Origin of the sequence: Pseudoalteromonas sp. Z9A5, from assembly GCF_011378875.1 — a bacterium.
Classification (GTDB): domain Bacteria; phylum Pseudomonadota; class Gammaproteobacteria; order Enterobacterales; family Alteromonadaceae; genus Pseudoalteromonas.
The window spans coordinates 1-14,287 of record NZ_WTLC01000020.1; the positions used below are offsets into that span (position 1 = coordinate 1).

Genomic DNA, 14,287 nt, shown 5'->3' on the forward strand with positions numbered 1-14,287 from the left:
TTTATGGGGAATAACCACACTGTATAGGCTCTGCCTTGCCTAAATACCAAACAGACTGCTGCAAATTTAACCTTGAAAGATCAACAGACCCTAGCCTTATCAAAATTAATCATTACTTATGCCATTATATTTGCAGGCAATGCTTTTAAACCTAAAAGGGTTACTTTAAAATGCGCGCACTATGATTAAATTCTTATCTTTAAAATACATCACTTTTTTTATGGGTTTTATATCCTGCTTTGTGATGCATACAACATTTAATGTGCCGTTAGTTATTTCGGCAGCATTAACAGGACTTATCGGATCATTTATACCGTTTCCTAAAAGTGTTAAAAATCATCCTTATGCTGCTATTTATGCAGGTAGTTTTGCTGGTATGTGCTCTACTAATTTAATAACCAGTTATTGGGAAATTGCGATTATTTCGCTTATAGGCGCTAGTTTGTATGTGCTTACTATGAATATGTTTACTGGTTTTGGTGGAAAACTTGGCAGCGTTGCCTTTGCAAGCGTTGCTATATTTGTTTTAGCTAAAGGAATTGTACTATGAGCCTTGAGTATCCTCTTTTAACACTGCTTGGCGCATTCTTAACCTTTTTTTTAGCAAAGCATAATCGCTTTGACGCCATAAGAGCTTCTGCTTCGCTGTCTATAATTGCTTACTTAATTTTTAGCGCGCTAAATTTAAATCCAGATCTTTACAGCATTATATTTTTTGGCGGTACCTTTATAGGTATGAGCGCCCCACACCGTTTTGGCATATATACAGTGACTAACTCCGCTATTATTTTTTCAATACTTTTTGAGTATTTAGTCCCACGGCTTGATGGCTATGGTGGCGCACTTGGAATAAGTGCATTTTTATCGGTATGTATTTGCCATATTTGTATCACCCTTGGCGCACCTAGAAGTAAAAAGCCAATCAATTAAGTTACAGCTTACAACTCTTTATTTTACTCTAAACAAACGCACTACTTAGTAACCTATTAGAGTATTAAAAACACAAAAGTAAGTGTTGAATACCAAGCTATATTACAAAAACTCCTGCCCCCTAGCTCAATACCCACAAAAATATGTAATAAAAACAACCAAAATAATTGGTTAACCAAAAGCCAAGTATGTAAATAGTAATGCATTCTAAAAAATCACAAATTGGTAAGTTTTAATTTTTAAATTGGTATGTTAGATTAAAGTTAAGCGATATCAGTACCGCGCAATTTTTACTTCATCACACAGAGACAATAATGATAAAAAATACATCCACATTTAAACTTACGGCTTTAGCCGTTATCACCCCTTTACTTTTTACCGCTTGTACAAGCACGCAAAGCAATAACCAGCAAAGCGATGCACCAGTACCTGCAAGTAAATTTGATTTATCACACTGGAAAATAAATGTACCAGTAGATTTAAACAACGACGGTAAAATTGATGAAATAGATGTAGAAGAAATTCAGACTTACGCACACCCTGATTTTTTCTACCTTGATGAAAAAGGCTACATGGTATTTACCTCCCCTAATAAAGCGCTTACAAGTGCTAACTCTACTAATACCCGTAGTGAACTTAGACAGATGATCCGTGGATCAAATACTAAAATTAAAACTAAACATTCTAAAAACAATTTTGCTTTAGCTGTTCACCCGCTATCTGACCGATTTGGTTCTGTTGGTGGAAAAATGGAGGCAACGTTAAAGGTAGATCACGTTGCACTACGCGCTACCGACCCTGATAAAAAAGCGGCTTACTCGGTTGTTGTAGGGCAAATTCACGCAGGTAAAGATCAGGCACTTATTGATACTAAACTTGGATTTGGTTGGGGTAATGAGCCACTTAAAATATATTACAAAAAATGGCCAGGGCATAAAACAGGCTCAGTTTTTTGGAACTACGAACGTAACTTAGCTAAAACCAATCCTGACCGTACAGATATTACTTACCCAGTTTGGGGTAATACATGGGAAAACCCTAACGAGCCAGGCGGTGCAGGTATTGCACTAGGTGAAGAATTTAGCTACACGGTAAATGTGTATAAAAATGTTATGCACCTTACATTTAGCGCACAAGGCAAAGAAGACGTTAACTACTCTATTAACTTAGGTAATAACGTAGATGCTTATGGCAAAGTGGACGAAAAAGATCATCCACATGGTTACGCTGCAGATTGGCATTACTTTAAAGCAGGCGCTTATAACCAATGTAGTACTAAAAGCGCGAAAGGTATTTGGTACCCAGGTTGTTTAGGTACTGGCGATTGGACTACAGATAAACAAAATGGCGATTACGCTCAAGTAAGCTTTAGTAAACTGGAGTTAAGCCCAGCGACACCGCCAACAAAATAACTTATTAGGCTAGACAGCCTCAGATAAGTAATTTTTTAGTGATGTAAACAGTGGCGTTGGTAGATTATTAATATCGCACCAGCGCCACTTTAAACATTTATTAGGCTCTTTAAGCTCAGGCTCCCCGCCTTCAAAATCAGCTTTTACATACAACGTAATATAGTGTTTGTTCTCTGCTGTAAAAATATCATTGGTAAAATCAAGCTTAGTAATTTTACTTACCTTTAAACCTGTTTCTTCAAACACTTCTCGTATTGCACATTGCTCAACACTTTCACCAAACTCTAAATGCCCACCAGGTGTTGCCCATGTATTAGCACCGTGCGCGCCAATACGCTCACCTAGTAAAATTGTGTTTTGATGCTTTATGATAACCGCAACCCCTACTCTTACTAAGTTACTCATATCGTGTTTTCTCTTATTTTTACTGCCCGCCATGCTGAACCACACGCTTTGTATTGTCAATTTTGTATTTTTAAAACCAGTGTATTGATTAACTTTTAGCCGACCAAGGTCGAATAGCCTGCCTGTTAAAAAGAGCCTACATTTTGTAAGGTCTCTCACACACAAATTTAGTTTTAGGAGCCTTACATGTCAGGCGAGTATCAACAGCAATATAATACATTTAAGCAAAACCCCACACAGTTTTGGCTTGAACAAAGTAAAAATATTCCATGGTATAAAACACCAAAGCAAGCATACACACAAGACGACGACGGGCTTTACCATTGGTTTAGCGACGGGCAATTAAATACTAGTTTTTTAGCGCTAGACCAACACGTTATTGCCGGATTTGGCGAGCAAACGGCACTAATTTATGACTCCCCTGTTACCAATACAAAGCAAACTTATAGCTACTTACAATTACAACAAGAAGTGGCTAAATTTGCAGGTGTTATGCAGTCATTAGGTGTTAGAAAAGGCGACCGTGTTGTAATTTATATGCCAATGATCCCACAAGCGGTTATTGGTATGCTGGCGTGCGCTCGCTTAGGGGCGATTCATTCTGTAGTATTTGGTGGGTTTGCTGCGCACGAGCTGGCTGTACGCATTGATGATGCCAAGCCCAAACTTATACTTAGCGCCTCATGTGGTGTTGAAGTAAACAGCGTTATTGAATACAAGCCACTCATTGATAACGCAATAGACTTAGCTGCGCACAAAGTAGAACACTGCGTTATTTTTCAGCGCCCGCAAGCCATCGCCACACTTAAGCCTAAACGAGACATAGATTGGACTCAGGCAATGCAAACGGCTGCAAGCGCAGATCCGGTGCCTGTAAATGGAGATGATCCGCTTTATATTTTATATACCTCAGGCACAACGGGTACACCCAAAGGCGTAGTGCGCGAAAATGGCGGTCATGCAGTGGCAATGCAATACAGCATGGCAACCGTTTATGGTATGAAGCCCGGCGACGTATTTTGGGCAGCGTCTGACATTGGTTGGGTAGTTGGGCATTCTTATATAGTTTACGCGCCGCTAATGTATCGCTGCGCTACCGTATTATATGAAGGAAAGCCCGTAAAAACGCCCGATGCTAGTGCATTTTGGCGCGTGGTTGAAGAGTATAAAGTAAATGCATTATTTAGTGCCCCCACCGCCTTTAGAGCAATTAAAAAAGAAGACCCAAATGCCGATGGTTTTAATCAATACGATACCTCTAGCTTAAAACGTTTGTTTTTAGCCGGCGAGCGGTTAGACCCTCCCACTTACGAGTGGCTTAAAGAAAAAACCAAACTGCCAGTGCTCGATCATTGGTGGCAAACAGAAACCGGCTGGGCTATTGCTTGTAACCCTGTAGGGCTTGAGTACTTAGCAACAAAACCTGGCAGCTCTACCGTGCCTACTCCAGGTTTTGACGTGCGAATATTAGATATGGATGGCAATGAATGCGCAGCTAACGAGCAAGGCGCCGTGGTAATTAAACTGCCACTTCCACCAGGTTGCCTACCAACAATTTGGCAGGATACCACGCGCTTTAAAGCAAGCTACCTAAATGAATACGAAGGTTATTATTTATCTGGCGATGGTGGTTATATTGATGAAGACGGCTACCTATTTATTATGGGCAGAACCGACGACGTTATAAATGTAGCAGGACATAGGCTTTCTACTGGCGAAATGGAAGAGATAGTAGCCGCGCACCCTGCTGTTGCCGAATGCGCTGTTTTTGGCGTGAACGATCCTCTAAAAGGGCAACTCCCTATGGGAATGATCGTGCTTAAAAATGATTTTATGGGCTCAAGTACCGACGTAGAACAAGCGCTTGTTTTAAGTGTTCGTAATCAAATTGGCGCTATTGCGTGCCTTAAAAATATAGTTAGCGTAGAGAGGTTGCCCAAAACCCGCTCGGGTAAAATACTGCGTAAAAATTTACGTCAACTAGTTGATGGCGAAGAGCTACAAATACCTTCAACCATAGATGATGCCAGTATCTTTGAAGAAATAAACCAACAACTAACACAAAGATAAACCCAACCAACCTATCTAAAGCCATTTTTATAATGGCTTTTTATTTCATCCTCATATTTGATCCTTTTACTTAAGTTTAGGTTTAGGTTTAGTTTTAAGTTTTAAGTTTTAAGTTTTAAGTTTTAAGTTTTAAGTTTTAATTTAACCAACAGCTGAAATTTTTTACGGCTTTGTACTTTCTTCTTTTAATAGCGTTATTAATTTAATCAATTTAAAAAGGAATGGTGTATGCCCCGCTTGCTACAAAAACTATTAACTACAGCCCTATTATTTATAGGCTTTGCCACACAAGCCTATGAAATAGAAGACTTAGGGGACGGCTTACACCGCTTTATAGACGACAGACACCGCTCAGTATTTTTAATCACTCCTGAGGGCGCAGTTGTTACCGACCCGCTTAATAAAAAAGCCGCCACCTGGTTAAACGAGCAAATTAAAACCCGCTTTAACGTACCGGTAAAGTATGTAATTTATAGCCATAATCACAGCGATCATATTTACGGCGCCGAGGTATTTAAAAGCCCGCACACCACGTTTGTAGCGCATAAACTCGCTGCGCAAGATATTAAAAACACACAAATGAAAACAGTAACGCCCAGCCTTACTTTTGATGATGAGCTACTACTTACCCTTGGTGATTCCACAGTAAAACTTAACTACCATGGTCCAAACGATGGTCGTGGTTCGGTTAGTATATTATTCGAAAAGCAAAAAACATTGTTTGTAGTTGATTGGATTGTTATTGGCAGAATGCCGTGGCAAAAGCTGTGGAGTTACGATATTCAAGGCATGATTAACTCAACCCAAGCGGTACTCAAATATGACTTTGATACTTTTGTAGGCGGACATGCCGATATTGGCAGCAAGGCTGATGTAGCGCGTTACTTAAGTTATTTAGAGCTTTTATATAGCCAAGTAACAGCAGGCGTTTTAGCCGGTAATACGCTTGACGAAATTAAACAAAATGTAAAGTTAGACCAATTTAGTGACTTTAAACAGTTTGATGCATGGTTACCGCTTAACATAGAAGGCGTGTACGAGCGTTTAATGGAAGAGTCTGGTATGGGTTGGCGCAGCGATTTATAAGTTTGAACTCAGTGGACTAAGCTCTGAGCTCTAAACTCAATATTATAAGCATTGGTATTGGCGTATTTAACGCAGTACCAATGTACTTATTAATTAGTTAAATAGACGTCAAAAGCCATATAAACCACCTTTACAATATCCTTACGTTTGCTTACAGCACTATACAAAAAAAAGTTTATCCTAGGCTTTGTATTAAGCTATATAGGACTAATAAACATGAACTTATCTTTAAAAGTAGTTTTAGTAATGACGACCGCGCTTATTATGAGCGGCTGCACTGTATATCAACATGGTCCCAGTGCGCATAAACCACATAAAAAAGCAGTCAAAGTAGTTACGCCTGTTTTAGTAACTGAGCACAACTCTCCAAACATTGTGATCGTAAAAGCCAAGCCCACAAAACAAGCCTGCACTAAACACGATGATCATTGGCATTGTAAGGCTCGTTAACAGATACTTTGCTAAATAAATCACTAAGTTTCTATATTCTCAGCGTTAAATTAAATATTTTTGAATATAAAAAACCGCGCTAAAGCTTTTTTAAAAGTGCCTTAGCGCGGTTTTATATTTTAAATCTAAGTATTCTAAGTATTAAAAAAAGCGTATTAACTAAAATCGACCACCACTTCATAACGCCCAGGCATGTCGTTTACTTCGTATACCCAACCGTGTCGTTTTATTATTTTTTCGCTTAACTCCAACCCTAAACCGTAGCCAATATTGGCAGGCTTGTTTGTGTTATTAGCAGTGTGTGGCGTATCAGTTTGTTCGCTGCTATTTACTATAATTACACGGCTGCCCTGCTGAGTAATTCGCACTTTCCCTTGTTGCGTATGCTGATATGCATTACGTATTAAGTTAGTAAGCACAATGTGGCATGCGGTGACTTCGGTATTTATAGTCGTATTTTGGTTATCGGTATTTATAAGTACATCAACTTGTTTTGAATTGAGTAAATAATCGAGTTCGTTACCTAAGGTCGTTATTTTTTCGGCTAGGTTTACAGGCTCTGGTGCACTTTGCTGGTCGTCATTTCTGCTAAGCCACAATAACGTCTCGGTTAAATCGCTCATGGTTAAACCTGCGCGCTCTATTCGCTGCAGTGTAAGGTGTTGTTTATCGCTTAAAGGTGCTTTTTCGCTTAAGCGGTTAAGTAATTCAACGTTGCTGCGAATAACCGAAATTGGTGTACGTAACTCGTGGCTCGCATAACTTAAAAAGCGCTGTTCTCGCTCAAGGCTGTCGTGAGCAGAAAGCAAGCTACTGCGTATTAACGTTGCCAAGGTATTTAGTTCGTTATAGGTAAAGTCGGGCGGCGTGTTTTGTAAATTATTTTGATTTAACGACTTAGCCCAACCACGTAGTGACTCTACTGGCTTAGCTATTTTTTTCATTACCATAAACAAAAAGAAGGTAAATAAGGCAATGGCTGCAAAACCAGTAATGGCTATCAATGTCATGCGGTGTATTGGTTTTACACTTCCCATTCTTTTAGGGCGATTTTTTTCAAGCATAATGCGCGATATATAACGCGCCTCGCCATTTGGGTTTTGATAGTAAACAACAAAAAACAAGTCTGCAGGCATAGTAAACAACGAGGTATTATCTTTCACTTTTTGTAGTACACCGGCTTCATTTGGCGCTACTTCAAATTTTTGCTGTATTATTTCTGGCATGTCTTCCCAACGGCTCGCCACATTAAATCCAACAATATTTTTTGGCTGCCCATCTTCAATCTCAGTGGTTTGCGAAAGCTCAAACATAACTCCGTTTAACCCTCGGTCTAAGCCATCAATAAAATAATTAACACTTAAAAACGAAAAGCCAATTGCCATTAATGAACTTAAAAGCACCATGGTGGCAAAAAAATACAACCTCAGGCTGGGTCTAATTTTCATGCTTGTATCTCATTTTTTAATTTTAGCGCAAACCCTACACTGGGTATTGTTTCTAGTACGGCTTGGCAATGCGCTTGCTCTAGCTGTTTACGCAAATGATGAATATGCACTTTTAAGCTATTGCTGTCTGGCTGATCGTCGCCCCATATTGCTTGCATAATTACCTGTCGGGTTACCGGTTTTTGCTGCTCTCGTACAAGCACTTCTAATAACTTAAAAGTAATGGGTGATAACTTTAAACTGTGCTCTGCCACTGTTGCTGTATGCGCGGTTAAATTAAGTGTTAAGTTAGCAAATGTAAGTCGCTTTACCTCTCCACTTTTACGCTTTGCCAATACTTGAACCCGCGCTACTAGCTCTTTCATAGCAAATGGTTTTACTAAATAGTCGTCACTACCGGCTGCAAACCCCTCAAGCTTATTGTCAAGGCTATCGCGCGCTGTCAGCATTAATACTGGTATATCAATGCCTTGCTCACGCAATGTTTTACACATGGTTAAACCGTCCATTTTTGGCATATTTACATCTAATATAATCATTTGATATTGATTACGTTCTATTAAATTTAAACCCATTACGCCATTGCTTGCATGGTCACACTCTATTGACTCAATTTCGAGATAATCAACAATGGTGGTTGCCAAATCTATGTCGTCTTCAACCAGTAGTACGTTTATCATTAAGAGGCTGTTTCCTGCGTTTTATTTTTAGCACCTAGCGATTTTAGCACAGCATCAATACCACGTTTAGCATCGGTTTGAATCATCAATAATGCCGGTATAAGTATTAAGGTAATAACCGTAGCAAACAAAATACCGTAGCCAAGTGATGCCGCAGCAGGAATTAAAAACTGTGCCTGCATTGAGGTTTCGCTAAGTAGCGGCACTAAGCCTGCGTAAGTTGTAATTGAGGTAAGTAATACCGCACGCAAACGACTCGTACACGACTCAACTATGGCATCGTGTGTGCTCATGCCCTCTTCTTTTACTAGTTCGTTAAAGCGTGAAACAAGTAATAGGCTGTCGTTTACAACTACGCCACTGAGCGCCAAAATACCATTTAATGACAATATACTAATGGTTAAGTCGTTCCACCAATGTCCTAAAATAGCGCCCACAATGCCAAACGGAATTGCCACCATGATTAGTACTGGTTGAATGTACGATTTAAGCGGAATAGCCAGCAACACGTAAATAACTAATAAAGCCGCTACAAACATAGTACTCATTGAGCTGGTGGTTTCGCTTTGTTGCTCTGCCTCTCCTGCAAAATACACACTTAAGTTAGGAAATTGCTGTGTTAACTCAGGAATTAAGTCGCGCTTTAAATTAGCAACTAACTCGTTTGGAGCAATCACGTTTTTATCTACTTGTGCGCTTAAATAAATTGCACGTAGTCCATCAATGCGGGTTATTTCATCTTGCTGATATTCACTGCTTACTGTGGCTACGTTTACTAGCGGTACAACGGTGCCATCAGGCAGGCGAATACGCGACTGCATTATATCGGCAGGTGTTTTACGAGCATCTTCTGGGTAGCGTACACGCACTTTAACTTCGTCTTTATTACGTTGGTAGCGTTGTACAACTGCACCACCAAAGGCTTGAAGTACTTGCTTTGATAAACTGGCTGTATCCATGCCAAGTGCACGCCCTTGTGCATTTAGGGTAAATTTAAGCTGTGGCTGACCTGGGTTTAAGTTGTCGTCTATTCCGTTAACGCCTGCGGTATTTTGTAAGCGCTCCTTAAATAGTGCGCCCGCCGCCATTACGGTTTCGTCGTCCCACGCTTTAAGCTCAACTTTAAAGTTATCGACCATTTTACGCGTGGCTAATATTTGTAATTTTTTACTGCCCTCAAGGCTACCTGCTACGCGCTGCCACTCTTGAGCAAATTCGCTTGCTGTAAAAGCGCCTTCGTTTAATAGCTCAACACTTACTTCACCGCTGGTGTCGCTACTGCTAACAACTTGAAGGCTGGTTATTTCGCTTTTGTCAGAGCTCAACTTAGTCATTAAGTTTTGCTCAGCTTGTAATGCACTTTGCTCTAGCGTTAGTAAATTTGTGTTTGTTTGCCCATAGGCTGCGTCGTTTTGCATAACTAAATTGGCTGTTACGGTGTCGCCTGCAATACTTGGGAAAAAACCAACTTTAACTGTGCCTGTCATTGGCATGCCAATAACCAGTATAAAAAAGGCGATAAACGCAGCCACTACGGCGTATCTAAAGCGCAGTGAAAATTCAATAACCTTGCAGTAAATGTTTTTGCTAAACCAGCTTAAGCCACTATCAGCACCATGTTGTATTTTTGACCACAGACCCCCTAAGCCTTTTTTAACTTGGCGTTTAGTACTAATGTGGGCTAAATGCGATGGTAAAATAAGTTTTGATTCAACAACTGAAAGCAGTAAACAAATAGTTACTACGGTAGCAAATTGAGAGTAAATTTTACCTAAGTTACCTGATACATTCGAAAGCGCCACAAACGCAGCCACCGTGGTTAACACCCCAAATATTGTTGGCACAGCAACCTTCATGGTGCCTAAAACTGTATTATTTAATGTATCGCCATGTTTTTTACGTGTGGTGTAAATACTCTCGCCTACAACAACGGCATCGTCTACCACTATACCCAGCGCCATAATAAAGCCAAAGGTGGTCATTTCGTTTATGGTCAGTGCGGTGTAGCCATCGGTCATAAAATAAAGCGTACCAAAAAATACAAACGGCAAGCCACCAGCCACCCACAGCGCTACGCGTACGTTTAAAAATATGGCAAGTATTACAAACACCATAATAATACCGGTCACGGCATTTTTAGTAAGTAGCGATAAACGATCGGTGATCATGGTGCTTTTGTCGTGCCAGCTTTCAAGCTCTACGTTTTGAGGTAATAAACCGCTTTCGTGCCATTTATCTATTACGCTATTAGCTTGCTCAACAATGGTAGTTATATCGCTGTTATCGCCCATTAAAATTTCAACGCCTACGGCATTTTGTTGGTTATAACGGCTTAATGAGTTGCTATCTTCGGCAAATGAGTCGGTAACGGTTGCTACATCGCCTAACTTAATTTGTGTGCCTGATGCGGTTGTTAGCAATACAATATTGGCAAAGTCGCGCTGCCAGTAAGCTTGGTCAGCGGCTTTTAAGCGTATAATTTTACTACTATCGCGTAAACTAGTCGAAAGCGGGCTTGATGACTCATTATTAATGACCTCGCTTATATCGCTAATAGTTAAGCCATAGGCTTGGAGTTTACCTTCGTCGATTTCTATGGACATCATCGGGTCAATCACACCCGACTGCGCTACGTCGCTAATACCTGATTGCGCTAATAAATCGGCTTTAAGTTTTTCGCCCAGGTTTTGTAATGTATGGCGATCGGCATCCCCAAAAAGTTGCAGCGTTAATGCATGATCTTGCCTACGGGCTTTATCAATAACAGGTTGCTCAGCATCTGCCGGAAAGTTATTAATAGCGTCAACTTGGTTTTTAACGTCAACAAGTAACTCATCGAGTGAGTAATCAGTACTTTTTTCAATGCTTACATGGCTGCCGCTAGCATCGGATGTAGAGGTAATACGTTTAATACCTGATACGGTTTCGAGCGCTTCTTCAATTTTTAACGCTATTCCTTCTTCGGCTTGCAATGCATCGCCACTGTCGTAAACCACCGACACCGAAATAATATCCGGCTCTAAACTCGGAAATGCCTCTTTACGTAAAGTCGAAAGCGACATAACCCCCATTACAATCACACTAACTAACAATAAGTTAGCGGCAACAGAGTTATTTGCAAACCAGTTAATAATACCGTGCAGCGGGTTATTATTACTGGGTGATTGAGGTGCTTGATAAGGGCTCATTATTGTATCTCCTCAACAATTGGATTTACTTTCATATCGCTTAGGTAACTTACTAATGGGCGCGTTACTACTTTTAAAGCACTTTGCTCTGCAACTGGCGAAATATATACGTAATCACCACGCTCAAATACTTTATTGGCTTGTATGCTTACTAAGTTGTTTTGATCATTTACGTACCAAATTGAACCATCTTGAGATACCGCAGAAGCAGGTAGTTTTATTACGTTACTTAACTGCTTACCGGCAATTTCTACCGCTAAAAATGTGCCAGGCAGTAACGGCGTTGCTTGCTCAAACGGTTTATCTAAGGCAACAATTACACTGCGTTGACGCGAACTGTCATCAAGGTGTTGCTCAAAACGTGCAATGTAACCATTCCATTTAGTATTGGTGGTTACATCAGTTAAAATAACCTCGCCTGATTTATTATTTGCTAGGTTTTGCCACTGGCTTAATGAAAGCGGCACGGTTATTTCTATTTTGTCGGTACTGTTTAGCGTGGCAAGCGTATCGCCAATACCTACATAAGTACCTAAATCTATATCGCGCGATAAAATAACAGCGTCAAATGGTGCACTTAACTGGGTGTTATTTACATCACGCAGTGCGGTTTTAAGTGCATATTGTGCTTTATCGAGCGTAGCTTGCGCGGCTTCTAATTGCAGCGTTCTAAATACAAGCGGCGAGCTTGGTGCTTGCGTAACGCCTGAGCGATCCCATTCACGTTTTGCCTGCTCACCTAAATCTTGTTCTTCTTGCAGTGCTAGTTTTGCATCAGCCAATGTTGCTTTTGCGCTAGCTAGGGCCTGTAAGTATTCGGTGTCATCAATTTTTGCAAGCACTGGCCCTTTAGTTATTAAGTTACCGGTCGCAAATTGCTCGCTCATACTGGTTACTTCGCCTTTAACTTGCGCTTTTAAGCTAAGTGACCAATGCGCTTTAGCTTCACCATGCCCACTAACATAAGCCTGATAAGTGCTCGGAGCTGCATTAATTACCGATACATTTGGGGCAATAGCTTTAATAGCGGCAGGTTGTGGGCTATTTGCTTGTTCAGCCATTTTTTGACCGTTATACATAATAGCAAGTCCTATACAAACAATAGCAACAAGCGTTACAACAACCGGTGTTGGCGAAATTTTCATGACGATACTCCAAGGCCCAAAGCGAGGCCTAAATCTATGCGGTTAGTTAAAATGGTGTAGTTTATTTGGCTAAGCTGAGCTTGCAGGTCGTATACTTTTTGTTGCACTGTTAGCAAATCTAAAATATCAACCAAACCTTGTTGATACTTACTTTGATAGTTACTAAAGCTGCGTTGAGCGCTGGCAAGTGCATTGCTAATTTGCAGTTGTTGCTCAGTTAATGATTGCTCCTGCCCGAGTGCATTTTCAACTTCGTTTACCGCACTTAGTAGCGTATCTTGGTATTCCCAAAACGCTTGCTCGGCATTTAATTTTGCAATATCAACTTGCGCACGCAGTGCTCCACCTTCAAATAAAGGGGCACTTAAACTACCCAATAAACTCCACACAGGGCTAGTTAATAATGCTTGGCTTGGCGTGCTTGCTAAATCACTCAGTGATGCCGAAAGCGAAATACTCGGTAGTAGCTCTTTGTACGATACATCAACCAAGTAATGCTTTGCCTGAATGTTGTAATAGGCACTTTGTAAGTCAGGTCGGCGTGCCAAATCTTGCTCTGGTAATGTACTTAATGGCTCAATAACGCTTGGCAGTGTTAATGTACTTGGCAGGTTTTGAAGTTTATCAGTGCCTACAATTAGCATTAAAGCACGCTTTGCTTTTGCTATTTTTTCTTCGTAATCGGCAATGGTTGCGCGAGTAGATGCCGTGCTAGTACGGGCGGTATCAAGCGCTTCTAAATCACCTAACCCATATTGGTAGCGCTCTACAATACTTTGCTCATTATTTTGTAAAACAACTAAACGTTGTTGCTCTATATCGAGTAAATTTTGCTGCAAAATAATATTTAAATAAGTACGAATAACACTCGCTACTAATGTGTCTTTAGCACCTTGATAAGTAGCTTGGTTACTGGCAATAGTCATATCTTGCGCGGCTACGTTGTCAGCAATTTTTTGCCATATATCGGCTTCCCAACTTATACCTACTGATGAGCTATATTGCGTGCCTTCGGTCTCACTGCGCTGCGCGTCAAATCCTGCATCTACACTAAACCACTGACTTGCAGCGGTTACATCACGCTGCGCATAAGCTAGTTTTAATGCAACATGCACTTGATTAAACGATGGATTATTAGTAACAGCTTGCTCAATAAGCGAATCAAGCCCTTCAATATCCACCAAATCGGTAATGTAATTTACTTGCTGTGCGTTACTTTGTGTGTACTGCCAGTTTGCATGTTGCTTTAGCGACTGCTCAGTACTATTACCTTGATAGCTTGGCTGACTACTGCATGCAGCAAGCGTGCAACTAAGTGCAAGTAACAAACCGGTTGAGTGCTTTTTAAAATAAACCATTTAACTATGCCTAATTCATACCATTGCACATAGCTTATTCGGTCGAGGGTTAAGGAGAGGTTAAATGGCATTAACCTATTTAATTTTGATTAATAAATTTATTAAAAATACTAAG

General features: G+C 40.4%; 12 protein-coding genes. 6 read left to right on the top strand and 6 right to left on the bottom strand.

Annotated features, from left to right (window positions below; genetic code table 11):
• The first annotated feature begins 244 nt into the window (after window positions 1–244).
• The 3 genes from GQR56_RS11635 to GQR56_RS11645 all read left to right on the top strand — a co-directional run bounded on the left by GQR56_RS11635 (window position 245) and on the right by GQR56_RS11645 (window position 2,342).
• Window positions 245–550: a hypothetical protein gene (locus GQR56_RS11635; RefSeq protein WP_033024453.1), complete on the top strand. Its 306-nt coding sequence runs from the start codon at window positions 245–247 to the stop codon at window positions 548–550.
• On the top strand, window positions 547–930 hold the full coding sequence (locus tag GQR56_RS11640) for a hypothetical protein (protein ID WP_024611953.1): 384 nt from the start codon (window positions 547–549) through the stop codon (window positions 928–930). The genes GQR56_RS11635 and GQR56_RS11640 overlap by 4 nt, the downstream gene beginning before the upstream one ends.
• Before the next feature lie 314 nt (window positions 931–1,244).
• Window positions 1,245–2,342 carry a polysaccharide lyase family 7 protein gene (locus GQR56_RS11645; protein WP_166111579.1) on the top strand — a complete coding sequence of 366 codons (1,098 nt, stop codon included), beginning with the start codon at window positions 1,245–1,247 and terminating at the stop codon, window positions 2,340–2,342.
• A 9-nt stretch (window positions 2,343–2,351) separates the two neighbouring features.
• Here the strand turns inward: GQR56_RS11645 and GQR56_RS11650 are convergent, their stop codons facing one another.
• On the bottom strand, window positions 2,352–2,747 hold the full coding sequence (locus GQR56_RS11650; RefSeq protein ID WP_166111582.1) for an NUDIX hydrolase: 396 nt from the start codon (window positions 2,745–2,747) through the stop codon (window positions 2,352–2,354).
• Between the two features lie 186 nt (window positions 2,748–2,933).
• Here GQR56_RS11650 and GQR56_RS11655 point away from each other — a divergent pair, with 186 nt between their 5' ends.
• From GQR56_RS11655 to GQR56_RS11665, 3 genes are all read left to right on the top strand, one after another.
• Window positions 2,934–4,817, top strand: coding sequence for a propionyl-CoA synthetase (locus GQR56_RS11655; RefSeq protein WP_166111585.1), 1,884 nt, complete (start codon window positions 2,934–2,936; stop codon window positions 4,815–4,817).
• A gap of 228 nt (window positions 4,818–5,045) precedes the next feature.
• On the top strand, window positions 5,046–5,903 hold the full coding sequence (locus GQR56_RS11660; RefSeq protein WP_166111588.1) for an MBL fold metallo-hydrolase: 858 nt from the start codon (window positions 5,046–5,048) through the stop codon (window positions 5,901–5,903).
• Between the two features lie 216 nt (window positions 5,904–6,119).
• Window positions 6,120–6,353, top strand: coding sequence for a hypothetical protein (locus GQR56_RS11665; RefSeq protein ID WP_166111591.1), 234 nt, complete (start codon window positions 6,120–6,122; stop codon window positions 6,351–6,353).
• Window positions 6,354–6,508: 155 nt separating this feature from the next.
• Here the strand turns inward: GQR56_RS11665 and GQR56_RS11670 are convergent, their stop codons facing one another.
• The 5 genes from GQR56_RS11670 to GQR56_RS11690 are packed head-to-tail and all read right to left on the bottom strand — an operon-like array spanning window position 6,509 to window position 14,172.
• Window positions 6,509–7,801, bottom strand: a complete 1,293-nt coding sequence (locus GQR56_RS11670) for a HAMP domain-containing sensor histidine kinase (protein WP_166111594.1) — start codon at window positions 7,799–7,801, stop codon at window positions 6,509–6,511.
• Window positions 7,798–8,481, bottom strand: coding sequence for a response regulator transcription factor (locus GQR56_RS11675; protein ID WP_166111597.1), 684 nt, complete (start codon window positions 8,479–8,481; stop codon window positions 7,798–7,800). Before GQR56_RS11675 ends, GQR56_RS11670 begins: the two co-directional genes overlap by 4 nt.
• The gene (locus tag GQR56_RS11680; protein ID WP_166111600.1) at window positions 8,481–11,669 is read right to left on the bottom strand and encodes an efflux RND transporter permease subunit; all 3,189 of its coding nucleotides are present in this window, start codon (window positions 11,667–11,669) and stop codon (window positions 8,481–8,483) included. The genes GQR56_RS11675 and GQR56_RS11680 overlap by 1 nt, the downstream gene beginning before the upstream one ends.
• The gene (locus GQR56_RS11685) at window positions 11,669–12,814 is read right to left on the bottom strand and encodes an efflux RND transporter periplasmic adaptor subunit (protein WP_166111603.1); all 1,146 of its coding nucleotides are present in this window, start codon (window positions 12,812–12,814) and stop codon (window positions 11,669–11,671) included. Before GQR56_RS11685 ends, GQR56_RS11680 begins: the two co-directional genes overlap by 1 nt.
• Window positions 12,811–14,172 (bottom strand): TolC family protein, encoded by a 1,362-nt coding sequence (locus GQR56_RS11690; protein WP_166111606.1) that lies wholly within the window; start codon window positions 14,170–14,172, stop codon window positions 12,811–12,813. The genes GQR56_RS11685 and GQR56_RS11690 overlap by 4 nt, the downstream gene beginning before the upstream one ends.
• Between the last annotated feature and the right edge of the window lie 115 nt (window positions 14,173–14,287).